Annotated in this window: 18 protein-coding genes; 9 read left to right on the top strand and 9 right to left on the bottom strand. The window is 71.0% G+C overall.

The genetic code is table 11. From position 1 onward, the window contains the following. Positions 1–165: 165 nt before the first annotated feature. The 7 genes from Aco03nite_RS17115 to Aco03nite_RS17145 all read right to left on the bottom strand — a co-directional run bounded on the left by Aco03nite_RS17115 (position 166) and on the right by Aco03nite_RS17145 (position 9,511). Entirely contained in the window at positions 166–945 is a 780-nt protein-coding gene (locus Aco03nite_RS17115; RefSeq protein ID WP_203796341.1) for an anti-sigma factor, read from the bottom strand. After that, on the bottom strand, positions 942–1,631 hold the full coding sequence (locus tag Aco03nite_RS17120; RefSeq protein WP_203796342.1) for a sigma-70 family RNA polymerase sigma factor: 690 nt from the start codon (positions 1,629–1,631) through the stop codon (positions 942–944). The genes Aco03nite_RS17115 and Aco03nite_RS17120 overlap by 4 nt, the downstream gene beginning before the upstream one ends. Positions 1,632–2,234: 603 nt before the next feature. Continuing rightward, positions 2,235–3,206 carry a hypothetical protein gene (locus Aco03nite_RS17125; protein WP_203796343.1) on the bottom strand — a complete coding sequence of 324 codons (972 nt, stop codon included), beginning with the start codon at positions 3,204–3,206 and terminating at the stop codon, positions 2,235–2,237. Beyond that, positions 3,203–5,689: an AAA family ATPase gene (locus tag Aco03nite_RS17130; protein ID WP_203796344.1), complete on the bottom strand. Its 2,487-nt coding sequence runs from the start codon at positions 5,687–5,689 to the stop codon at positions 3,203–3,205. Before Aco03nite_RS17130 ends, Aco03nite_RS17125 begins: the two co-directional genes overlap by 4 nt. After that, positions 5,686–6,840: an exonuclease SbcCD subunit D gene (locus Aco03nite_RS17135; RefSeq protein WP_203796345.1), complete on the bottom strand. Its 1,155-nt coding sequence runs from the start codon at positions 6,838–6,840 to the stop codon at positions 5,686–5,688. Before Aco03nite_RS17135 ends, Aco03nite_RS17130 begins: the two co-directional genes overlap by 4 nt. A gap of 20 nt (positions 6,841–6,860) precedes the next feature. Then, complete coding sequence (locus Aco03nite_RS17140) at positions 6,861–8,606, bottom strand: ATP-binding protein (RefSeq protein ID WP_203796346.1); 1,746 nt, start codon at positions 8,604–8,606, stop codon at positions 6,861–6,863. 143 nt (positions 8,607–8,749) lie between these two features. Next, on the bottom strand, positions 8,750–9,511 hold the full coding sequence (locus Aco03nite_RS17145; protein WP_203796347.1) for a pyrimidine reductase family protein: 762 nt from the start codon (positions 9,509–9,511) through the stop codon (positions 8,750–8,752). 828 nt (positions 9,512–10,339) lie between these two features. Between Aco03nite_RS17145 and Aco03nite_RS17150 the strand changes: the two genes are divergently transcribed. Both Aco03nite_RS17150 and Aco03nite_RS17155 read left to right on the top strand, forming a co-directional pair. Beyond that, on the top strand, positions 10,340–11,071 hold the full coding sequence (locus Aco03nite_RS17150; RefSeq protein WP_203796348.1) for an ACT domain-containing protein: 732 nt from the start codon (positions 10,340–10,342) through the stop codon (positions 11,069–11,071). Positions 11,072–11,141: 70 nt separating this feature from the next. Then, the gene (locus Aco03nite_RS17155; RefSeq protein ID WP_203796349.1) at positions 11,142–12,185 is read left to right on the top strand and encodes a GNAT family N-acetyltransferase; all 1,044 of its coding nucleotides are present in this window, start codon (positions 11,142–11,144) and stop codon (positions 12,183–12,185) included. A 310-nt stretch (positions 12,186–12,495) separates the two neighbouring features. Here Aco03nite_RS17155 and bsaP read toward each other — a convergent pair whose 3' ends face one another. Both bsaP and bioB read right to left on the bottom strand, forming a co-directional pair. After that, complete coding sequence (gene bsaP, locus Aco03nite_RS55035) at positions 12,496–12,672, bottom strand: biotin synthase auxiliary protein BsaP (RefSeq protein WP_444978836.1); 177 nt, start codon at positions 12,670–12,672, stop codon at positions 12,496–12,498. Then, positions 12,672–13,667 (bottom strand): biotin synthase BioB, encoded by a 996-nt coding sequence (gene bioB, locus Aco03nite_RS17160; RefSeq protein ID WP_203796350.1) that lies wholly within the window; start codon positions 13,665–13,667, stop codon positions 12,672–12,674. The genes bsaP and bioB overlap by 1 nt, the downstream gene beginning before the upstream one ends. An 83-nt stretch (positions 13,668–13,750) precedes the next feature. Here bioB and Aco03nite_RS17165 point away from each other — a divergent pair, with 83 nt between their 5' ends. The 7 genes from Aco03nite_RS17165 to Aco03nite_RS17195 all read left to right on the top strand — a co-directional run bounded on the left by Aco03nite_RS17165 (position 13,751) and on the right by Aco03nite_RS17195 (position 23,118). Then, entirely contained in the window at positions 13,751–14,884 is a 1,134-nt protein-coding gene (locus Aco03nite_RS17165) for an 8-amino-7-oxononanoate synthase (RefSeq protein ID WP_203796351.1), read from the top strand. A gap of 809 nt (positions 14,885–15,693) precedes the next feature. Continuing rightward, positions 15,694–16,401 carry a dethiobiotin synthase gene (gene bioD, locus Aco03nite_RS17170; RefSeq protein ID WP_203796469.1) on the top strand — a complete coding sequence of 236 codons (708 nt, stop codon included), beginning with the start codon at positions 15,694–15,696 and terminating at the stop codon, positions 16,399–16,401. Positions 16,402–16,458: 57 nt separating this feature from the next. After that, a complete protein-coding gene (locus Aco03nite_RS17175) occupies positions 16,459–17,217 on the top strand; it encodes an ROK family protein (RefSeq protein WP_203796352.1) in 759 nt (252 codons plus the stop codon). Next, positions 17,214–17,924: an HAD family hydrolase gene (locus tag Aco03nite_RS17180; RefSeq protein ID WP_203796353.1), complete on the top strand. Its 711-nt coding sequence runs from the start codon at positions 17,214–17,216 to the stop codon at positions 17,922–17,924. Before Aco03nite_RS17175 ends, Aco03nite_RS17180 begins: the two co-directional genes overlap by 4 nt. A 1,865-nt stretch (positions 17,925–19,789) precedes the next feature. After that, positions 19,790–20,137, top strand: a complete 348-nt coding sequence (locus tag Aco03nite_RS17185) for a histone-like nucleoid-structuring protein Lsr2 (RefSeq protein ID WP_203796354.1) — start codon at positions 19,790–19,792, stop codon at positions 20,135–20,137. Between the two features lie 296 nt (positions 20,138–20,433). Beyond that, positions 20,434–21,183 (top strand): SDR family NAD(P)-dependent oxidoreductase, encoded by a 750-nt coding sequence (locus Aco03nite_RS17190; RefSeq protein WP_203796355.1) that lies wholly within the window; start codon positions 20,434–20,436, stop codon positions 21,181–21,183. An 867-nt stretch (positions 21,184–22,050) separates the two neighbouring features. Further along, positions 22,051–23,118, top strand: a complete 1,068-nt coding sequence (locus tag Aco03nite_RS17195; RefSeq protein ID WP_203796356.1) for an NAD-dependent epimerase/dehydratase family protein — start codon at positions 22,051–22,053, stop codon at positions 23,116–23,118. Positions 23,119–23,223: the final 105 nt, after the last annotated feature.

Raw genomic sequence — 23,223 nt, forward strand, 5'->3', positions numbered from 1 at the left:
CGGGCAGTAGTACGGCGGGAGCGCGGAGACGGTTGAACATTTGGGCCGATCAAATTAATGATTTTTCCGTTGAACCACTGGACGGTCCGGCCCGTATACATGTCACCACCACATACGAAATGGCCCGGTCGCCGAGGCGACCGGGCCATTTGCGTGTTCGAACGATTACGGAACGCGAACCAGAGTCGAGGTGGACCCGTTCGCGGCGACCTCTTCCACCTGAACGTGGGCGATCTCTTCCTTCGGGATCTCGGTCGCGGTCTGGAGCATCAGCGGCGCCGGGTTGGCGGCGGTGCCCCAGCCCTTGCCCGCCGGCACGACCCAGCCGGAGACCTTCTCCTTGACCCCGTTGGTACGCACCACGTACAGCGCACAGGTCTTCGAGCCCTCGATGCCACCGACGGCGTACGAGATCTGCGTGCCGTAGTCCTTCTTCAGCAGACCGACGACGAGGCTGACGTTGGAGCGGTCACCGGTGGCGCTGTAGTTGTCACCGGGCAGCTTGGTGCCGCCGATGCCGAGGTCACCGTTGGGCAGCGGATCGAGCTGGTTCTGCCCGCCACCCTGCGCGGTGGTGTCCGGCGTGCTGCCCGAGCCCGAACCGAGCCACTGGCCACCGGCGAAGAGCGCGCCGATCGACAGCATGGTGAAGACCACCACGGCGGCGGCCAGCGAGTAGAGCCGGCGGCTGTTGGCACGCTGCCGCTCGGCACCGACCTCGCCCAGCATGTTGTGCAGCACGGTGGCGTCCCGCTCGGCCTGCTCGGCCGCCACGAAGGCCTCACCGTCGACCGTCGAGAGGACGTCCGCCACCTCGACGAACGACTCCAGCTCGTACGCACACTGCGCGCACTCGATCAGGTGGTCCTCGAACAGCGCCGCGTCCCGGTCGCCGAGGATGCCGAGAGCGTACGAAGCGACGTCGTAGTGCTGATCCTGCGTCATTCCGTCACCCCCCGCTGCTGAAGTGCGGTGCGCAGGGCGCGCAGCGCGTAGTAGACCCGCGACTTGGCGGTGCCGAGAGGCAGGTTGAGCGACTCGGCTGCCTCCGGGACGGTGCGGCCACGGAAGTACGTCTCGATGAGGATCTCCCGATGCGAATGGCTGAGCTGCCGGAGCGCGTCCGACACTGTCATCGACTGCAGAACCTTGTCGGTCTCGTCGGACGTCGTCGGGAAGCTCTCCAGCTCCCGGTCGTACGTCTCGGCGGGGCGGGCGTTGGCACTGCGATGCTCGTCGATGGCGATGCGACGGGCCACCGTCACCAGCCACGGCCTCAGCGATTGCTGACCCTGCGCGCCGAGGCGGTGCGCGTTGCGCCACGCCCTCAGCAGCGTCTCCTGCACGATGTCCTCCGCGCGCTGCCGGTCTCCACCGGTCAGCCGCAGGACGAACATCAGCAGGGGGCCGGCGTGCTCTTCGTACAGCATCCGCACGAGGGTGTCCTCGTGACTCGGCGTGCTGTTCGGAGCCGACTGGTGCCGCGGACCCTGCCTCGGGATAGTCGTGCCCTCGTCCCGCTGGTTGCCGTTGCCACCACCGTCGAGAGCCTGCCACCTACCACCGGAGTGTTGCCGTGCCATCACATGCAACCTCTCCGGCGCGAGCCGATCCTCGGCCACCGCATGCATCGATACCTCCGCCCGGACCTTTCCCCGTCGCCTGAGATACGGCCGGGATGCCCCGCCGGGATCAAAGCTGGGGCAGAAATTTCCGGGACGCTCGGTCTCAACGGTCCTCCGCTGCGTTTCGTGATCGAGAGGGCGCCCGGCGCCGATCACTCTCTGTATTGATCAACGCCGATCGGGACACCAGGTAAGGCGGAATGATACTCAGTGACTTTGGCCCCTGGACAACTCCGGTGAGAAGAATTCTTGTCGCACCGGAGAGCGCGATCTCGTAGCGTGAACAAGCGATTCCGCAGCGTTGTCATGAGTGCGTATTGTGCGGTGAATGGGCGTGCTGCCGAACCGATCGGGGGATGCCTTATTGCCGGTCGGACCCTTTCGGGCGACACCCGGCGGGGAGCGCTCCCAATTTCCGAATTGCCTGTTCGTGTGGCCCTCGGAGTCCGAATAGGCACGTTGCCCCGCACCACGGTGTGACCGGCGGACACGAGGTTGGCACGGCAATCCCGCCACCGTCCCAGAACGCGAGACTTTGTCAGGTCTCTACCGTCCACCTGGTGGACGGCCCTCTGTGCACGAGAACACCCCGCGCACAGAGGGTGAAGATCAGCGCGACCGGCTGGTCGCCAGCGCCAGCGCCCGGTGCAGCACCCGGGCATCGCCGAGCATGCCGCGCAGTCGCCGCTCCAGCCCGGCGATCGGCACCAGGTTCTGCGGCGCCCGGGGGTCCTTGTAGGCCGACGACGCGAACCGTGGCAGCGTCGCCACCGACACGTCCGCCAGCTCCACCGCCTGCTCCGCGCTCAGCTCCGGCGAACACTCCACCCGGACGATCCCGGACCACGGGGCGCCCGACGAGCCGGGCAGCCGCAGGTACCACGACCAGCCGCCCCACACCGACATCAGATGGAAGACCGGGGTGCGCTGCCCCGGCCGGAGCCGGGGCACGACCGACTCCTGCGCGGCCGGCAGATAGTGCTTCTGCTGGGTCTTCACGTAACCGATGGTCCGGGGCAGCTGCCGCCGGCTGCGCAGCGGGCCGTCAACGATCAGCAGATCCGTGCCGTCCGAACCGCCGTCCCGCGCGGCCGACGAGATCTCGATCTCCAGTGCGGTCAGCGGCGGCTGGACCGCGGCCGGGAGCTTGCTCGCCTCGCCGGCGCCGCTGATCCGGTGCACCTCGTAGCGCACCGAACCGGCCTGCACGTCGGTCGCGGTCGGGCTGGCGGTGAACAGGCCCCGGGCGACCCGGGCGCCGGCCAGCTCGGCCACCCCCCGGGCCAGATCGCAACGGACCACCCCGGCGGCGTACGACGCGGCCAGCCCCGGGTACGTGGTGCCGTCCTCCTCCGCCGTCCACAGCCCGGCATCGTTGCGGCGCACTCCGTCGACCAGGAACACCACGTCCGGCACGACCGCGGACGGGGAGACGTCGATCGGCGCCCACTCGGCGGCCGGCACCTCCACGTCCACGTCGACCTGCGCGCTGCTGGACGAGCCGGGACCGTCGGCGCCGTCCCCACCCTCGTACGACGCGCCGTACGACGGATCCCACGCGTCGACGAACATCCTGGTCACAGGCCGACCCTCTCGACGTGGGCGGTACGCGCGTCCTTGTGCACCTCGAACCGGACCGGCACCCGCTCGGCCAGCGCGTGCACGTGGGTGACCAGGCCGACCATCCGGTCGCCGCGGGCCGCCAGGTTCTCCAGGGTGGCCGCGACCACGTCCAGGGTGGCCGCGTCCAGGGTGCCGAAGCCCTCGTCCAGGACGATCGACTCCAGGCTGGCCGCGGTGGTGCTCATCCCGGCCAGCTGTTCGGACAGGGCCAGCGCCAGCGACAGCGAGGCCTGGAACGTCTCGCCCCCGGACAGGGTCCGCACCCCGCGCCGCAGACCCGCGTCGTGGTGGTCGACGACGAAGAACTCGCCCTTCTCGTGCATCAGCTCGTACTGCCCGCCGGTCAGCTCCCGCAGGATCCGCGACGCGCCGTCGACCAGCAGATCGAGCGCCTCCTCCAGCAGCCAGCGCTCGAAGTTGTTGGCCCGCAGGTGCCCGGCCAGCGACTTCGCCACCCGGCCCTGGAGCTGCAGGGTCATCCGCTGCTCCTGGGCGGCGCGGGCCTGCTCCCGGCGCTCGGTCAGCCGCTGCCAGGCCGCCTCGGCCCGCTCGGCGGTGACCGTGGCTGCCCTAACCAATGACGCCTCGTCCCGGTCCACGACGGACACCCCGGCGTCGGCGAACAACCGGACGATCGCGTCGTGGGCACGCGCCGTCGTCTCGTGCGCCGCCCGGACCGCGTCCTCGGCCTCGTCCCGGCTCGTCCGGCGCCGGCCGTGCTCCCCGGCCGCCCAGTCGACCAGGGCCTGCCAGGCGCCGGCCAGGTCGTCCCGGTCGGCCGGCGGCGGGGCGAACCGGGCCAGCCCGTCCCGCACCCCGTCGAACTGCCGCCACGCCGTCCGCTGCCGCTCCTCGGCACCCCGGACCACGGTCTGCGCCGCGCGCTGCGCCTCGCGGGCCCGGCGCACCGCGGTGCCGGCGTCCTCCAGCCGGCGCTGCAACTCGGCCAGCTCGGTCAGCCGCCGCTGCAGCTCGTCCATCGTGGGCAGACCCTCGACCGCCTTGCGGACCTCGGCCAGCCGGGACAGGTGATGCTCGTACTGCCCGCGCTTGCGCTCCAGGTCGAACGCCGCGTTCCGGGACACCGCGTCCCGCTCCCGCCAGCGCGACTGCGCCGCCTCGGACTCCTCCCGGGCCAGGTTGCCGGCCTGCTCGGCCTGCCGCACCGCGGACTCCCGCGGCACCTCGGGCACCACCGTCACGGTCTGCTCGCAGACCGGGCAGGCGTCCCCGGCGGTCAGGTGGCCGCGCAGCGCGGTCGCCCGGTCCCGCTGCTGGGCGTCCCGGTAGTCCTGCCGGGCCTGCTCCAGCAGCTGCTGGGCGCCCAGGTTGTGGGCGTGCGCCAGCTCGACGGCGGCGGCCGCGTCCCGGTGCTCGACCTCGGCGACCGAGACCTTGCCGGCGAACCACTCCTCCTGCTCGATCAGCCGGGCCAGCTCGGTGTGCCGGTCCTGCGCCACCCGCAGCCGGCCCGGGTCACCGGCGGCGGTCAGCTCACCGCGCACCTTCTCCTCGGCCTCCTCGGCCGTGTGCACCTCGACACCGGCCCGGTCCGCCGCCTCCCGCGCCGCGGCCACCTCACCGGTGGCCTCCCGCAGACCCGCGGGGGTACGCACCGCGCCGAGCGCCGTCAGCTCCGCGTCGATCGCGTCCCGTTTCCCGGCGGCGGCGCCCTCGGCCTCGCGGGCGGCCCGCAGCCCCGGGATCGCGCTCTCGACCGCCGTGGTCAGCTCCCGCATCCGCTCCAGCCGGCCGGCGGCCTCGGCGACCGCCTCGTCGGTGGCGTCCTCCAGCGTGCCGAGCTGCTGCTCCACCACGGTCAGCTTGGCCTCGGCGGCCTTGCCCCGTTCGGCGGCCCGGCCCTGCACGTCCTCGTAGACGTGCAGACCCAGCAGGTTGACCAGGATCTGCTGCCGGGTGGCCGGTTTGGCGTGCAGGAAGTCGGCGAACTGGCCCTGCGGCAGCACCACGCAGCTGGTGAACTGCTCGTAGGGCAGGCCGACCGCGTCCAGCACCGCCGCGTCCATCTCGGCCGGGGTGCCGGCCAGCACCTCGCCCAGATCCTCCAGGTCCATCCCGGTGTCGAGCTTGGTGACGTCGAAGCCGGGCGGCATCAGCTGCAGCCCGGCCCCGGCGGTCTTCACGTTGCCCCGGCCGTCCCGGCGGACCACCCGGGTCGCCACGAACCGATCCCCCGCCGACTCGAAGACCAGGCGCACCCGGGCCTCGGCCGACGACGGGGCCAGGGCGTTGCCGATCCCGCGGGCGCCACCCCAGCGGGGGACGGTGCCGTAGAGGGCGAAACAGATCGCGTCGAGCACCGTCGACTTGCCCGAACCGGTCGGGCCGACCAGGGCGAAGTAGTCGGCGTCGGTGAAGTCCACAGTCGTCTGGTCGCGGAAGACCGTGAACCCGGCCATGTCGAGCCTCAGTGGCCTCATTGGTTGCTGCTCACCTCGTCGTACAGCTCGTCGAAGAGCTCGCGGACGCCCTCCTCGGCGTTCCCGCGACTGTCCAGATAGTCACCGAAGAGCTCGCGCGGGGACCGGCCGGCGCGTTCGGCGCTGCGCGCGCCGCTCCGGGTCGGCAGCATGTCGGGGTCGATGCGAACCTCCAGGGCGTTCGGCAGGAGCTCCTGCACGTCCTCACGGAGGCCCGGCCTCGGCACCTCCCGGACCAGGACACGCAGCCAGGCATCCGGAAGGTTCACCGTGGCCAGCTGCTCCAGCGTGCCGCGCACGGTCCGCAGGGTGAGCGCCGTGGTCACCGGCACCTCGCGGACGTGCGCCGCCTTCTCGGTGGAGACGTCGATGATCGAGACCGAGGAGACGTTCTCCTCCTCGCCGAAGTCGATGGCGAGCGGACTGCCCGAGTATCGCGTCGGGCAGGGCGAGATGACCGCCTGGGTGCGGTGCAGGTGGCCCAGGGCCACGTAGTGCGCGTTCGGCGGGAAGACGGTGGCGGGCACCGCGTAACCCATGATGGTGTGCGCCTCCCGCTCGCCGCCGCCGGTGCTCGCGCCGACGATCGTCAGGTGCGCGGTGACCAGGTTGACTTTTTTCTGGTCCGCGAACGACTCGCTCAGTTTCGCGATCAGGCGGGCCACCAGGTCGGCGTAGGTCTGGTTGGCCTCGGCTGCGGTCAGGTCGTACATCTCGGCGGCCCGGATCGCATACCGCTGGGACAGGAAGGGCAGCGCGACCAGCCGCCAGTCCTCCCCGCCCTCGGTGGTCCCCTCGATCAAAAGATCATTCAGATCCGCTTTCGGGTACGAACCACGAAGCTCGATGCCCGCCGCGTCCGCCCACGGGCGCAACGCGTCCAGAGCAGCCCCGTTGTCGTGGTTGCCGCCGATCGCCACCACCCGGGCGCCGGTCTTGCGCAACGCGGACAGGGCCCGGGTCACCAGCCGGGTCGCCTCGGCGGTGGGGGCCGCCGTGTCGTAGAGGTCACCCGCCACGATGACCAGATCCGGACGCTCGGCACGGGCGATGTCGACAACCTGGGCGAGGACCTTGATGTGCTCCTCGTTGCGGTTGCGGCCCTTGAGAACCTTGCCGACATGCCAGTCGGAGGTGTGCAGGATGCGCATCGCTGAACCTTAGTCTCCAGTCAGAACGGGATGTCGTCGTCGGCCGCGCCGCGACCCCCTATCACCGCGAACGGGTCGGCGCCCTGCACTATCGAGCGCAGCGTCTCGGCCGGTGGCGGGCCGGACTCCGACTTGCGGGTGGCCCAGGCCGGGAACGGGAACTCGACACAGAGCGGGACCGGGATGTCCGGCTGGTTCACGAACATCGTGCCCGGGCGGGCCAGCAGGGCACGCTGGCGCATCGCCGGGGGAAGGAACCCGTACTCCGGGCGGGACGCCTCGGCCGGGTCCAGCCGGCCGACCACCCGGATCGCCGAGTTGGTGACGATCCGCCGCTCCACCTCGCTGGCGGTCTGCTGGGCGCCGATCAGGATCACCCCGAGCGATCGGCCGCGCTCGGCGATGTCCAGCAGCACCTCCTTGATCGGGGAGGAGCCCTCACGCGGCGCGTACTTGTTCAGCTCGTCGAGGACCACGAAGAGCAGCGGACGGCCGGTGCCCGCCTTCTCCTTCGCCTCGAACTCGGTCTTCAGCGTCACACCGACCACGAACCGCTGCGCCCGGTCCGGCAGGTTGTGCAGGTCCACCACGGTCACCTGGGCGCTGTCCGCGGTCTTGATCTGGTGCGGGCGGCGCTGGGCCAGGTCACCGCGGATCAGCCGGGACAGATCCCGCTTGCTGTTGATCATGCGGCGGGCGAAGGCGTTGACGGTGCCCATGTTGACCGCGCTGCCCGCCCAGGTCGATCGGGTGTCGTCGTCGGTCAGCTGCTCCACGACGTGGTCGACCAGATCCTGGTAGGAGCTGATCCGCTTGCCGTCGATGCTGATGCCACCCTCGGCGGGCACCGCGTACCGGGCCAGGTGGGCGGTCACCGAGTGGACCACCATCGTGTACTGCTGGCGCTCGTCGTCGGCGTCGGCGAACACGTAGGGCAGCAGCTTCAGCTCGCAGAACTCGGCGAGTGTCCAGTAGAACGAGTCCACCCCGGTCAGGCGGCTGGCCACGTCGGGGGCGCCGGACGAGTCACCGGCGCGGGGCGGCGCGTAGACCCGGACATCCGGGAACGGGGCCGCGGGCAGACCGAGCAACGCGTACGCCTCGCGGGTCTTGTCGTCCAGCTTCGTGTTCGGGTGGTCGAGGAAGAGCAGATCCTCGCCCTTCACGTTGAAGATCAGGGCGCGGGCGTTGGTGCCGTCGGCGCCCAGCTGACCGGAGCGGAACACCGAATAGAGCAGGAACGTCGCGAAACTCGTCTTCGTCGCCACCCCGGAGATGCCGGAGATCGACACGTGCGCGCCGCGGGTGCCGTCCAGGAAGTCCGCGTTCAGGAAGACGGGCACGCCGTCGCGGCCGGTGCCCATCGGAACCCGGCGCTCCATCCGGTCGAAGTGCAGCGCCGCGTCCCGCGCGTCACCGGAGGCCCGGTGCACCACCGCGCCCGGGGCCGGGGGCACATAGAGCTCCGGGTCGACCCGGGTGGTGGTGATCTCGGCGGCCTCCTGCACCATCGCGGGCAGCGTGCCGTCGGCGATGGCGAACACGTCCGAGTCGAACTGGGCGCCCTCGTGCCGGGCACGCACCTGGGTCACCACGCCGGCGATCGTCACCGGCTCGCGGTCCGGCAGGTCGCGCTTGGTCACCACGACGTCGTCGAGCTGGAGGTAGCTCCCGGGCGTCACGGCCGTCCAGAACTGGAGCGGGGTGGCATCCGCGGTACCGAGCACCCGCCCGACGGGGGAAGTTTCGTCAGACACGGGGATCATGGTGCCTCAGCGGTATGACAAATTGCCCAGGGCACCGGTTTTCCACAACCTGTGGGGTTCATCCACAGAGTTATGCACAAGATCTTGACCTTGTTGTGGAGGCGCGCCCTGATTCACGCCGATCAGTCACCCGGATCCCATTCCTACCGATCCCCCGGCGGGGTCGCCCGGTCTTCCGTCGGCTCCGCCCTCCCGTATCGCAGGAAGAGCATGTCCTCGCGGGTCAGGGCGTGGCGCAGCGACATCCGGCGCGGTGGCGCCGGCGGACCGTGGGCGATACGCCCCGCCTGGCCACCGGCCAGCAGTGGGGCCACCGTGAGACACAATTCGTCGACCAGGTCCGCGGCGATCATCGCACCGAGCAGACCCGGACCGCCCTCGCAGAGCAGCTGGGTCGCCCCGCGCTCGTGCAGCAACCGCACCCCGGCGGCCAGATCGACCTCGCGCTCCCCCAGCGCGATCACCTCGGCCACCTCCCGGATCGGCGACGCGGGCGCGGCCCGGTAAGTCAGCACGATCGGCCGGATCGGGGCATCCGCGAAGATCAGCTGCTCCGGATCCAGATCCAGCGACCCGGAGACGATCACCATCAGCGGAAACTCGGTCAGTCCCCGCGCCACCCGCCAGGCCCGTCCGCCCTCGGTCAACCGCAACGCGTCGTAGTTCTCGGCCCGCACCGTGCCGGCCGCCACGATCAGCCCGTCACAGACCATCCGGAGCGTGTCGAAGACTTCCTTGTCCCCCGGCCCCTGCAGCCCCGCCGAGAGCCCGTCGACGGAAACCGCCCCGTCCGCACTGGCGATGAAGTTGACCCGAAGGTTGGGCCGTTCCAGCCGCGGATAACAGCCGACCAGCCCATCGACCCCTTCAGGCAGCACCGGCGGCCCCGCAACTCCCGGCCTCACCGTCCCCCACCCTCCGGCCCCACCGCTTCGCTGCCCTCCGGCCCCGCCACTCCCCCGGCCTGAGGCCTCGCCGCTCTTCCGAGTTCCGCCCTTCCGTCTTCTGCTTCGCGGGGTGACGTGGTCACGGGCTGGACGGGCCGGCGACCGGCGGGGTCGGTTCGAGCTCGCCTTCCGTCTTCCGCTTCGCGGGGGGACGTGGTCACGGGCCGGGCGGGCCGGTCACCGGCGGGGTCGGTTCGAGTTTGCGGTGCTGGCAGTCGCACCAGGACCCGCCCCGGCAGTCGTCGTGCCGCCGCTCGCGACAGGCGTCACAGATCATGTCCCGACCCTAACGCCCACCCACCCCCGGCGTGCCCGACGCGTGACGACTCGCAGCCGGAACCAGCCCGGCTTCTCACCGACCCCCGCCCTCTCCAGACTTCCTCCGCGAGCCCCGCCCCTTCCTCCCGGCCTCCTCCCCGGCGCGGCCCGCCTTCTCCGGCTCCCTTTCCCACCTCGCCCCGCTCGCCCCGCTTGCCCGGGCGTCTTCCCGGAGCTCGCCCAGTCCCTCCGGCTTCCTTGGCGGTCAGCACGTGCGCTTTCCCGGCGTACCGGCAAATGGGTTTGATCTGCATCGGGATGGTGGAGGGCATCCACTCTTCGGGAGGACGGGGCGAGGGTGTGGTGGCATCCGTGCCATGCCGGCCTCATGACCCTGCGAAGGTGATTCCGGGCATGTCACGACAGCTTGACGGCCGGGACACGGCTGTGCAATCGGTCCGAAACGCCAGGTGGGCAGGGTGTCCAGGTAGGGACGGCGTCACCGGCCGTCGCGACGGGAGGAGTTTCATGTTGCTGCGGGTTCGAATCACCCTGCCGGACCGTCCCGGCGCCCTCGGGCAGGTCGCGCGCACCCTCGGGGTGGCCGGCGCCGACATCGTCCAGGTCGTGGTGCTGGAGCGGCTCGGCGGACGGGCGGTCGACGACTTCACCGTCGTGTGGCCGGGCGCCTCCCGGGTCGAGCGCCTCCTCGCCGGGCTCGCCGCCATCCCGGGCGTGCAGGTCGACGGCGTGTGGAAGGCGATAGGAGCACCGGTCAACGGTGGCCACGACGCCGAACTCCTCGCCCAGGTCGCCGCGAACCCGGCGGACGGTCTCGCCACCCTCGTCGACGCGGTCCCCGGTCTGCTCGCCGCCGACTGGGCCGCGGCCGCCGTGGTGCCGGCCGACTGGGCCGCCCGCAGCAACACCACCGGGGTCGTCAGCGAGCCGAGTGTGGTCTACGCGAGCTGGCGCGCGCCGTCCCCGCTGCGCCTGCCCGAGGTGACCCCGCTGCGGGCCCGTCCGATGACCGAGCCGGGCGGCCCGCGGTACGCGGTGGCCCCGTTCGGCCGGGGCGGCCTGGTGCTGGTGGTGGCCCGGACCGACGAGGACGACCTGCCGGCCGCCGCGTTCCACATCACCGAGGTCGATCGGGTCGCCCAGCTGGTCCGGGCCGCCGCGGTCATCCTCGGTGACCGGCTGGACTCGGCGGCCACGCCCGCGGCGGTCGGTCCAGATGTGACAGCCGTAACGTCATAAGCCCAGCTCAGGCAATAGATCTGCAACAACGGCGAGGCACTCTGGAAGACGGAGGAAAGGAGTGCCCGCTATGGCGTTGTGGCGTGTCCGGGCCACGGTCGACGATCGTCCCGGTTACCTCTCGGTGCTGACCGCGAGCCTGGCTCTGCGGTCGGTCAACATCCTCGCCGTCCAGGTGCACACCACCGAGGAGGGCGCGGTCGACGACTTCCTGGTGGATGCGCCGGATGCGCTGACCGAGGCCGATCTGCTGGCCGCGGTGGCCAAAGGCCGGGGGCGGGACGCGTTCGTGACCAGGGCCGACCCGCAAGGGCTGGCCGATCAGCCGACCCGGGCGCTGGCCCTGGCCGGCCGGCTGGTGCACGAGCCCGACGCGCTCGGCGAGGTGCTGGTGGCCCTGCTCGACGCCACCGAGGTCCGCTGGCGTCCCGGTGCGGCCGGCGACCGGCCCGGTTTCCACGGCGGCCGGATGACTCTGACCGACCCGGCCGGCGGCGCGCTGGAGGTGCTCCGGGCGCTGCCGTCGTTCACCCCGGCCGAGTTCGCCCGGGCCCAGGCGCTGGTCGAGGTTGCCGCCTCGGTCCAGCGCCGGCACCGCGACCAGGTCGCCCTGCTGCTGCCGGACGGCGCCGAGGTGGTCCTGCGCCCGGCCGCCCCGGACGATCTGGCCGCCGTCGCCGAGTTCCACAGCGAGTGCTCGCCGGCCTCGCTGCGCCTGCGGTTCCCCGGCGGCGCGCCCGCCGAGGCCCGGTTGCGCCGCCTGCTGGAGCCGTCCGGCGGTCTGACCCTGCTGGCCGTCGCCCCCGGCGGCGCCGTGGTCGCGATGGCCGGTCTGCTCACCGAGGGCGACCTGGGCGAGTTCCGGATCCTGGTCGCCGACGACTGGCAGCGGCGCGGTCTCGGCACCGCCCTGCTGAAGCGTCTGCGCGCCCACGCCGCGAAAAGCGGGGTGGAGGCGGTGGTGACACACACCGGGGCGGGCAACGCGGGCATGCTGCGCACCCTGCGCCGGGTCGGGGCGGGCCCGATCGAACGGGACGGCGCCATGGTCACCGTGACCCTCCGAGCGGCCGCCCACCCGGCAACCGAGGAGTCCCGGGCAACCCGCGGCTGACGCCCCGAGCTGCGAGCTGGAGAAAAACGGCGGGCTTCAGGCCCGCCGTTTTCTTTCACGCGGCGGCTTCAGGGCCGGCGTCTTTCTTTCGCAGGGCGGGTTCAGGCCCGGCGACTTTCTTTCGCAGGGCGGGTTCAGGCCCGGCGACTTTCTTTCGCAAGGCGGGTTCAGGGCCGGCGACTTTCTCTCGCGCGGCGGGTTCAAGGACGCTGTCTTTCTCTCGCGCGGCGGGTTCAGGCGCGAGCGGAACCCACCGCACGGCCGCGCCACGCCAGGTGGCTCAGGCGCGGCGGGGTCAGGACTGCCGGGGTCAGGACTGGCGGGTGCCGTGTTCGACGCAGGTGGCGGACCAGCCCGTCGGGTAGACCTGGACCTTCATGCGGCGGCGGCAGTCCGGGCAGAAGCGGGGTGGCTCCATCTCCCGGGCCGTGGCGCAGGGGGTGTGGTCGCCCGATGTGGCCGGCTCGCCGCAGCGGTCGCAGAACATCAGAAGGTCGCCGACAACGACTTCACCGGCATCTTCAGGTCCTTCAGCAGCTCCAGGTCGGCGGTGGCGGGGCGGCCCAGCGTGGTCAGGTAGTTGCCGACGATCATCGCGTTGATGCCACCGAGCAGGCCCTCCCTCGTGCCCAGGTCGCCGAGTGTGATCTCGCGGCCACCGGCGTACCGAAGAATGGTCCTCGGCATCGCCAACCGGAAGGCGGCGATGGCGCGCAGGGCGTCGCGTCCCTCGACCACCGGCCGGTCACCGAACGGGGTGCCGGGGCGGGGCGACAGGAAGTTCAGCGGGACCTCGTGCGGGTCGAGCGACGCCAGCTGGGCGGCGAACTCGGCACGCTGCTCGATCGTCTCGCCCATGCCGAGGATGCCGCCGCAGCAGACCTCCATGCCGGACTCGCGGACCATCGTCAGCGTCTCCCAGCGCTCCTCCCACGAATGGGTGGTCACCACGTTGGGGAAGAACGACCGGCAGGTCTCCAGATTGTGGTTGTAGCGGTGCACGCCCATGTCGACCAGCTCGTCGACCTGCTCCTGGGACAGCATGCCGAGGCTGGCGGCGACCTGGATGTCGACCGCCTCCTTGATCGCCTTGACCCCGGCGCGCATCTGCTCCATCAGCCGTTTGTCCGGCCCGCGGACGGCGGCGACGATGCAGAACTCGCTCGCCCCGGTGGCCGCGGTCTGCTTGGCTGCTTCCACGAGGGAGGGAATGTCGAGCCAGACCGCCCGGACGGGGGATGCGAAAAGGCCGGACTGGGAGCAGAAATGACAGTCCTCGGGACAACCGCCGGTCTTCAGCGAGACGATGCCCTCGACCTCGACCTCCGGGCCGCACCACTTCATCCGGACGTCGTGGGCCAGCTGCAGCAACTCCGGCAGGTCCTCGTCGGGCAGACGCAGCACCTCCAGGATGTCCGCCTCACCGAGGCCGGCACCGTCGTGGAGCACCCGGGCACGGGCCCGGTCGAGGATCTCTGGCATGCCCGTACCCTACAGAGTTCCCGGCCTGACCAGACTGTCGGAGCTGGGTGATAGTTTCCGTTCGCGTGATCACAGGGGGGATCTTGGGGGACTGGTTGGCGGAGCTGGACCGCCTCGCCCGCGAACGGGCCAAGGCGGGGCTCACCCGTCAGTTGCGGCCGCGGTCCGGTGACGACCACGTCGTCGATCTGGCCGGAAACGATTATCTCGGTCTCTCCGGCCACCCCCGGGTGGTCGACGCGGCACAAAAAGCGATTGCGGTGTACGGGCTGGGCGCCACCGGATCCCGCCTGGTCCGTGGCTCGACCGACGTCCACACCGCGCTCGAGTCCGCCCTGGCCGACTGGACCGGCGCCGAGTCCGCGCTGGTGTTCTCCTCCGGCTACCTGGCCAATCTGGCAGTGGTCCGCGCCGTCGCCGCCGTCTGCGACCTGGTCGTGTCGGACGCCTACAACCACGCCTCCCTGATCGACGGCTGCCGGATCTCCGGCCTGCCGGTGAAAGTCGCTCCGCACAACGACCCGGACGCCGTCGCCGCCCTGCTGGACGCCCACCCCGGGCGGGCCGCCGTGATCACCGAGTCGGTCTTCTCGGTGGACGGTGACCTGGCCCCGCTGGCCGCCCTGCACGCGGTCACCTCGGCCCGCGGCGCCCTGCTGATCGTCGACGACGCGCACGCCCTCGGCCTGCTCGGTGCCGCCGGCGCCGGCGGGGTGGCGGCCGCCGGGCTGGCCGGAGCGCCCGACGTGATCGTCACCGCGACACTGTCCAAGTCGCTCGGTGGCGCCGGTGGGGTGGTGGCCGGGCCGGCCACGTTCACCAGGCACCTGATCGATACCGGTCGCACGTTCATCTATGACACCGCTCCTCCCCCGGCCGTCGCCGCCGGTGTGCTCGCCGCCGTCGAGGTGGCCCGGGCCGCCGACGACAGACGGGCCGTGCTCCTCGACCGGGGCGCGCGCATCGCCGGGCGGCTGCGGGCCGCCGGATTCGCCGGGCGTGACCCGGCGGCCGGTGTCCTCTCGGTGCCGGCGCCGGGGCCGGAGGCCGCCGTGGCCTGGGCCGCCGACTGCCGGGACCGTGGGGTGGCGGTCGGTTGTTTCCGGCCTCCGTCGACTCCGGACGGCAGCTCGCGCCTGCGGCTGACCGTCAACGCGGGCGTCCCCGAGCAGGACTTCGCCCGAGCCCTGACCGTGATCCTGGAGTGCGCACCTTGACCGCCGATCCCCCACAGGCGTCCCCACGCCGCCACCTGTCCGTGGTTCCGCCGCCCCCGCCGAGCGAACCGCTGAGCCCGCCGCCGCTCTTCCCACCGGAGCCGGCCCTCTCCTCGCTGCGGGTCCGCGGCCCGGGGCCGGGCGAATCCCCCGCCGAGACGTGGGCCGCCGAGCCACCGAGACGCCGCGCGGAGCCACCGGCCCCCACGCGTCACGCGGAACCGCCCGCACCTCGCGCCGAGCCGTCCACACACCGTGCGGAGCAGTCCACACACCGTGCAGAGCAGTCCACACATCGCGCCGGGCCGCCGGCGCACCGTGCCGAGCAGTCCACACATCGCGTGGAACCGCCCACGCACCGTGCGGAGCCTCCCGCGCACCGCGTGGAATCGCCCGCGTACCGTGCCGAGCCACCCGCGCACCGCGTGGAACCGCCCGCGCACCGTGCCGAGTCGCCGGGCTGGAGCGCGCCGCTCCAACGCGGCTCACGGCGGTTGCCGCCGGAGGAACCGCCCGGGCTCACACCGCCGCCCCACCCGGAACGCAGCGGCGGCGGTCACGGTCTGCCGGTGGCGACGCCCCCGCCACGCCGGCCGGAGTCCGATCCGCTGCTGGCACACGGCGGTGGGCATGCCACCGAGCCGGTGCCCGTACCGCAGCCGGTGGAGAGCCCGGCCCCGGAGGAGCCGGAAGAGCCCCGCGAACCGGAAGCCGGGACCACGCCCGAGCCCACCCCGCGGACCACCTCCGAGCCCGACCCCGCTCCGCGGGAGAAACGTGCTCCCGGACATCCCGACGAGTGGCTCGGGATCGTGCTGGTCACCGGCACCGACACCGAGGTCGGCAAGACGATCACCACGGCCGCGATGGCCTCCGCCGCCCAGGACGCCGGCCTCCGTGTCGCAGTGATCAAACCCGGTCAGACGGGCATCAACACCGGGGAACCCACCGACGCCGAGGTGGTCACCCGCCTGGCCGGTCCGGAGACCGTGCGGACCCTGGCCGAGTACCCGGAACCGCTGTCCCCACTGGCCGCCGCCAGGGTGGCCGGTATGCCCGCGCTGGACCTGTTCGACGTGGTCGACGCGATCCGGGCGGAGGCCGAGAAACACGATCTGGTGCTGGTCGAGGGCGCCGGCGGGCTGCTGGTGCCGATGGGTCTGCGCCCGTCCGGTGAGCCGTGGACGTTCGCCGATCTGGCCACCACCCTGGGCGCCAACATGATCGTGGTGGCGCGCGCCGGGCTGGGTACGCTGAATCACACCGCGCTCACGCTGGAGGCGTTGAACCGCCGTGGCGTACCGGCGCGGGTGATCCTCGGGGCCTGGCCGGGCGAGCCCGAGCTGGTCCACTGGGCGAACCTCAGCGAACTCGTTCCGCACCTGGTGGGAGCCCTTCCGCAGGGTGCCGGATCGATGGATCCGGGGGTGTTCCGGAGATCCGCTCCGGGCTGGCTGACCCCGGCGCTGCACGGTGTTCTGGACAACTGGCGGGTCTGGGCGGAAGAGGCGGGATAGACCGACACCCGGCACAATTGCAGTCGGGGGAGGTGATCTGCCGTGCACACTGGCCGGGTGGCATTCACCCTGACGATCGACTGCGGTGGTGGCGGGATCAAAGGTTCCGTCCTCGACGAGGCCGGGACCATGCGCGCCCAGCCGATTCGAGTCCCCACCCCCTATCCCCTGCCACCTGACCTGTTCGTGAAGACACTGGTCATGCTCGGCGAGCAGCTACCGAACGCGGACCGGGTCACCGTCGGCATGCCCGGCATGATCCGGCACGGCGTGGTGGTGGCGACCCCGCACTACGTGACCCGTTCCGGCCCGCGCACCAAGGTCGACCCGGAGCTGGTCGATCTGTGGCACGGCTTCGACGCCCGGACCGCCCTGGCCGAGGCGTTCGGGCTGCCGACACTGGTGCTCAACGACGCCGAGGTGCACGGTGCCGGTGTGGTCGCCGGCACCGGTTGCGAGCTGGTGCTGACCCTCGGCACCGGGCTGGGCTGCGCCCTCTTCGACGGCGGCGAGCTCGCCCCGCACATGGAGATGTCGCAGGCCCCGATCCGGTGGGGCACCTCCTACGACACGTACATCGGCGAGCATGAACGGCGCCGTCTCGGCGACGCGCTCTGGTCCCGCCGGGTCCGTAACGTGATCGAGGGCCTGCGCCCGGTGTTCCTGTGGGACCGGGTGTTCCTCGGTGGCGGCAACTCCCGCCTGATCACCCCCGCCCAGCTGGCCAAGATGGGCGACGACGTGATCGTGGTGCCGAACACCGCGGGCATCGTCGGTGGTGTCCGCGCCTGGACCCTGGGGCAGGAGACCCGGTGACCCCGTCGGCGGTCCTCCTCGACTTCGGTGGCGTGCTGGCCGACGCCCCGTTCCGGGCCGACCCGCCCGAGCTGGTGCTGCGCCTCTACAACCTGACCGACGGCGCCCTCACGCCCGGCCGGATCCAGCGCTCACTGATCGACGGCGCCGCGCGGTACGCCAGTTGGCGCGACGAGGACCAGCCCGACGAACTCCCGCACCTGGACGTGTGGGAGCGCTTCGTGATCGCCGACTGGCCGCGCCTGGCCCAGGCCCGGGTGCGCGCCAACGCGACCCGCCTCAGCTACGACTGGGCGTGGCGCGACGGCTGGACGCTGCGTCCCGGCATCGCCGAGTTCCTCGCGGAAGCCACCGGCCGCGGCATCCCGTTGGCCGTGGTCAGCAACACCCTGTGCGGGGCGGCACACCGCGACTTCCTGACCAAGGCCGGCGTGGGCCGGCTGTTCCGGGTGCAGATCTACAGCGACGAGGCCGGCGTCCGCAAACCCAACCCACAGATGATCTGGAACGCCACGGACGCCCTGGGAGTCCCGCCCGCATCCTGCTGGTTCGTCGGCGACAGCCGGCGGCGGGACATCGCTTGCGCCCGCCGAGCCGACATCGGCACCGCGATCCTGATGCCGTCCCCCCGAGACGACACCGGAGGCGACCAGGCCACCCCCGACCACGTGGTCACCGACGGCCACCAACTGCAAAACCTTCTCTGATCGCCGGTACGCCCGTCAAAGCCCTCACCCGCGGTTCGCTTCGACGGGCGCTGCCTTCCCCGGCAGGCACACGCCCCACCGCTCACAGCTTCCGCGCCCGCGGCCCCGCCACCACACCGCCCCTGCTCTTGGCACTGGTACTGGCACTGGCACTGGCACTGGCACTGGTCATCGAACGGCGTGGCCCCCTTTCGGCGTCGGCACACACTTCCAGCCCACGCGCGCACAGACCAACCCACGTCTTCCACAGACCAGCGAACACCATCCACAGACCGACACGCCCGGTCCACAGGCCAGTCCCCTGTCTTCCACAGGCCAGCCCATGTCTTCCACAGACCGAGACGCCCCGCCCACAGACCAACCCATGTCTTCCACAGGCCAGCCCACGTCTTCCACAGACCGAGACGCCCCGCCCACCCCGTCCACAGATCAACCTGTGCTTCCACAGACCGATCCGCCCGTCCACAGGTCAACCGTGCTTCCACAAATCAACCGTGCTTCCACAGCCGACCCTCGTCTTGCGTGGCCTCAACCCCTACGAGAGGCCATCCCTCCACGCGACCCACCCTTGAGTGAGCCAACCCGACCGCGACCATCGGCATGCGAATCAGCCCTCTGCCAGCCCAACCGCACGCAGACCAGCTTCCTCATGAACCAGCCCGCGCCAGCCAAGGCCTCACCGCCCCGGCCGATGCGCAGCCTGTCTTCCACGAGCCGACCCGACGCAGGCCGGCCTCCACATGAACCAGCTCGCGCGGGTCAGACCCCACCGACCCTGCTGATGCGCGGCCCGCCCCTCACCTGACAAGTCCTCACGCGAGTGGCCGGCAGGACCGGAACATGACGCTTGATCACGCCGACCGAAGCGCGACCCCTTCAAGGTCATCCAGCGCGGGCGTGAGAGAAGAACGCACAAATCAACTCGGCTGAGCCGATAGCCTTCTCCCGCAGCCGCCCAGCGTTCGCGACACCGCCGGTAACGGACAGGGCGACCACAACCCGGCACCTGCAAAGCAGACCGCCTCATCAAGCGAAAATCAGGTCGCGTGTGGATCTACCGCCCCTGATCGGCTTGTCCAGTATCCACCGAAATATCCGCGGTGTTCGCAGACACCTGTCACTACACACAAGACGTTTGCGGGCCAGGCCAGCCGAGCCGGGCCAGACCAGGACGGGGTCGGGTCGGGTGAAGGCGGGCCAGAAAGCTGGCCCGGACCAAGCCGAGCCGAGCCGGGTCAGGCGAACCAGACCAGGTCGGGCCGAACCAAGCCGGGCCGAACCAAGCCGAGCCGGGTCAAGCGAGCCAGACCAGGTCGGGCCGAACCAAGCCGGGCCGGGTCAAGCGAGCCAGACCAGGTCGGGCCGAACCAAGCCGGGCCGGGGCTGGGGCCAGGTCGGATCGGGACGAAGGCCGGGCCGGCCTGCCGGGGCGGGTCAGGCAGGTGGGTCGCCTTGGCTGTCGGAGTTGTTGGCGGGTGGCCGGGTTGGGGAGGGTGGAAATTGACGGCTGTTGGTGAGGGTGGGCGGGTTAAGATCAGCCGCTGGGACGGCGAACCGCCCCGGCACCGGAGGATCGGCGACGAGGCGGCTCGGGTCTTCGTGGGGCGCGGTCGGCGCACGGTGCCGGAAACCCGGCGCCTGGGAGCGCTCCCAGGGCAGACGTTACCGCATATTCACGATCCCGAAAAGAGTTGGGCTCCGGGCTGGCACGGATGGGTTCCGGCAATTGCGACATGCCAGAACGGGCAATTTGCACTCGCCGCCATCATGGCGACAGAATGAATGGGACGACGAGCATTCGCGGCCAGGAGCGGGCGTGCGCGCGCGGACGTCACTCGAATGACATCGTGTAGGAGCGCACAACCATGGCCAAGCAGATAATTACCGTGCTGACCGACGACCTCGACGGCGGCGATGCGGACCGCACCGTCGAATTCGGGCTCGACGGAGTCAACTACACCATCGACCTGTCCGAGAAGAACGCCGGCAAGCTGCGTAAAGCTTTGGAACCGTTCCTCTCCTCAGCCACCCGGCTGGGCCGAAACGGTAACGTCCCCACCACTGCCCGGCGTACCGTTCCGGCGGTGTCGAGCCGTTCCAGCCGCGACCAGAATCAGGCAATTCGCGAGTGGGCGAACAAGAACGGTCACCCGGTCTCCGAGCGTGGCCGCATCCCGAGTCATGTCGTCGAGGCGTACCACGCCAAGCGCTGATCCGACCCGGTTCGGGGTGCCCGGAGGCTTCCGGTTTCCCCGACAATGATGACCGTCGCCCGCTTTTCAGGACGCTGAGAGACGGCGACGGCACGAAGACCAGCGGCGGCGCCGCCCGGAGTGCTCCGGGCGGCGCCGTTCCTGTCGAGAGAGAATTCCGGTGACCGTCGTCATCGTGACCGGGGCGTCCAACAGCGGCAGCGCCGTTCCTGTCGAGAGAGAATTCCGGTGACCGTCGTCATCGTGACCGGGGCGTCCAACAGCGGCGGCACCGTTCCTGTCGAAAGGGGATTCCGGTGACCGTCGTCATCGTGACCGGGGCGTCCAGCGGCATCGGGCGGGCGACCGCGATCCGGCTGGCCGCGCGGGGTGACACCGTGGTGCTCGCCGCCCGCCGGGATGCCGAATTGACGGCGGTGACCGACGAGATCACCGCGGCCGGCGGTCAGGCGCACCCGGTGCGGACCGACGTCACCGATCCGGAGCAGGCCGAGGAGTTGGTGGCCCGGGCTCTGGCGGTGTCCGGCCGGATCGACGTGCTGATCAACAACGCCGGTGTCGGGGGTGACGCCTCGGTGCTGGCCCCGGACGAGCAGGTCCGCGCGATGATCGAGGTGAACCTGATGGCCCCGGTCCGGTTGATGCGCGCGGTCGTCCCGATCATGCGGGAGCAGCGTTCCGGGTCGATCGTGAACATCGGCTCGGTGGCCGGCGAGATAGGTATCGGCGGCGTCTATTCGGCGACCAAGTTCGCACTCCGCGGGATGAACGACTCGGTCCGCCGCGAACTGACCGGCACCGGAATCGGCGTGACCCTGATCGAGCCGGGTTTTGTGGCCACCGAACTGACCGCACACCGCTCCGGCCTGCCCGGCCCCGAGATCGTCGCCGCCGCGGTGGAGCGGGCCCTGTCCCGCCCACGCCGCCGCATGGTGGTCCCGGCGAAGTACCGGGCCGCGATCCTGTTCGCCAACGCCTTCCCCTCGATCACCGACCGTCTCTACGCGGGCCGAGCCGCCACAAAACGCCCCACCGCCGCCGACTGACCGAAGTCGACCATAGGCACCACCCGCACGAGCCGAAGCGGGCCGGTGACCACCCGCCGACCAGGTCAGACGCTGGTCAGGAACGGAAAACCATGCGCCCGGCGGGAAAGAAGAGCCTGCCGGCGGAAAGAGATCCCCCACCATTCCCGGATAGCGCACGGAGCCACCGGCCGGATAACGTCCGCGGTCACCATCCGGAAAACGTCCCCGGTCACCGGCCGGATTTTCCCCCGGGCCGCCTGCCGGATTGCCTCTGAGGTTGCCTGCCGGATTGCATCCGGGGCTGCCTGCCGGATTGCATCCGAAGACGCCGGGCCGAGGCGCCGGGACCGGATCAGAGACGGATCACGGCCGGCCCCACATTCCAGAATGCGGAACCCTGGAACCCGACCGCCCCGCCGGAGGTGCGGAAATCCCGGCCCGGTTCACAGGAAACAGGCACGCCCTGCCGAATTGGCCGACGCCCAGGCCCCGGGAACGCCGGAAAACACCCCCGCAGGCACGGTAAAGAACGACACCGACACCGTCCGCAACCCTCGGGAAAGAGCCGAGCGCTCACCGGAATGGGCCGAAGACTCCGACCGGACCAGAAAAAGAGCCACGATCTCCCGGCAGGTTCAGGGAAAGAGCCGCAGCTTCCTCGACAGGTTCGGGAAAGAACCGCAACCAAAGACGCCAGGCAGCCCGGGCCGAACCTCAAGCCGCCGTGCAGGGGCGAGGGCAGGAGGCCAGGACGAAAAACAACGACGAAGACGAAGGGCAAAGGCGGCCACGAGGGCGAGAGCGAAAGGCAAGGCAGCAAACAGCGGACGGCGGGCAGCGGTGCAGGGTGGGGTTCAGGGGCCGCTCGCCGGGTACGCCACCACCATGCGTGTAGTGATCGTGGGTGCCAGCGGCAACGCGGGTACCGCCCTGTTGCGCCGCCTGCGCACCGAGCCGGACCTGGACCTCGCCGGTATCTCCCGCCGGAAACCACCCGGTTCCGGACCGTACGCCGACGTCCCCTGGCTCACCGCCGACATCGGTGCCGAGGAGGACGCCGACAGCATCACCGAGTTCTTCCGGGGTGCCGATGCCGTGGTGAACCTGGCCTGGCAGATCCAGCCGAGTCACGATCAGCGCCGCCTCTACCGGACGAACGTTCTGGGCAGCCGTGCCGTCTTCCGGGCGGCCATCACCGCCGGTGTCCCGACGCTGGTGCAGGCCTCATCGGTGGGGGTCTACGCGCCGGGCCCGAAACAGGGGTTCGTCAAGGAGTCCTGGTTGCGTACCGGGATCCCGGAATCCTCCTACAGCCGCCACAAGGCGCTGGTGGAACGCGTCCTGGACACCGTCGAGTCGGATCACCCCACGATGCGTGTCGTGCGGTTGCGGCCGGGGCTGATCTTTCAGCGGGACGCCGGTACCGAGATCGCCCGCTATTTCGCCGGGCCGCTGTTTCCGCGTGGGCTGACCCGGCTTCCGGTGGTGCCGCGGCATGCGGGGCTCCGGTTGCAGGCGGTGCACGCCGACGATGTGGCCGACGCCTATCTGCGGGTGCTCCGGTCGGACGCGCGTGGGGCATTCAACATTGCGGCCGGGCCGGTGCTGGACGCCGACGTGGTCAGTCGCGCTTTTCATGGCGTACCGCTGCCGGTTCCGGGTCTGCTTCTGGAAGGGGCCGCGGCGCTGACCTGGCAGTTGCGTCTGCAACCGGTGGATCGCGGCTGGGTGAAACTGGCGTTGAAGGCACCGTTGATGAGCTGCGACCGGGCTGCCGGGACGCTGGGCTGGCGGCCCCGGACCGATGCGATCAGCGCCATGCGCGAGCTGCTCACCGGCATGGCCGACCGCGCGCACACCGGCAGCCCGCCGATGACCGACGACCCCGGCCGCCCCGGACGTTTCGGCGGTCTGCTGCGCGGCCGGCTCCCCGGACAGGGCAACCCCTACTGACTTTGCCGGTACGCCTACCGGGCTCTCGCCGACTACCCGTCCCGCCCCGACAACGCGAGGAAGGCGACGGCCAAGGCCGACCCGCGTCCGCCGGGCCGGACGCGG

The organism is Actinoplanes couchii (genome assembly GCF_016862075.1).
Taxonomy (GTDB): Bacteria; Actinomycetota; Actinomycetes; order Mycobacteriales; family Micromonosporaceae; genus Actinoplanes; species Actinoplanes couchii.

Coding starts and splice junctions, on each gene's coding strand:
- Aco03nite_RS17115 (WP_203796341.1), bottom strand. CDS start 945: ATGACGCAGGATCAGCACTACGACGTCGCTTCGTACGCTCTCGGCATC.
- Aco03nite_RS17120 (WP_203796342.1), bottom strand. CDS start 1,631: ATGCATGCGGTGGCCGAGGATCGGCTCGCGCCGGAGAGGTTGCATGTG.
- Aco03nite_RS17130 (WP_203796344.1), bottom strand. CDS start 5,689: ATGAGGCCACTGAGGCTCGACATGGCCGGGTTCACGGTCTTCCGCGAC.
- Aco03nite_RS17135 (WP_203796345.1), bottom strand. CDS start 6,840: ATGCGCATCCTGCACACCTCCGACTGGCATGTCGGCAAGGTTCTCAAG.
- Aco03nite_RS17140 (WP_203796346.1), bottom strand. CDS start 8,606: ATGATCCCCGTGTCTGACGAAACTTCCCCCGTCGGGCGGGTGCTCGGT.
- Aco03nite_RS17150 (WP_203796348.1), top strand. CDS start 10,340: ATGTTGCTGCGGGTTCGAATCACCCTGCCGGACCGTCCCGGCGCCCTC.
- Aco03nite_RS17155 (WP_203796349.1), top strand. CDS start 11,142: ATGGCGTTGTGGCGTGTCCGGGCCACGGTCGACGATCGTCCCGGTTAC.
- bsaP (WP_444978836.1), bottom strand. CDS start 12,672: ATGTTCTGCGACCGCTGCGGCGAGCCGGCCACATCGGGCGACCACACC.
- bioB (WP_203796350.1), bottom strand. CDS start 13,667: ATGCCAGAGATCCTCGACCGGGCCCGTGCCCGGGTGCTCCACGACGGT.
- Aco03nite_RS17185 (WP_203796354.1), top strand. CDS start 19,790: ATGGCCAAGCAGATAATTACCGTGCTGACCGACGACCTCGACGGCGGC.
- Aco03nite_RS17195 (WP_203796356.1), top strand. CDS start 22,051: ATGCGTGTAGTGATCGTGGGTGCCAGCGGCAACGCGGGTACCGCCCTG.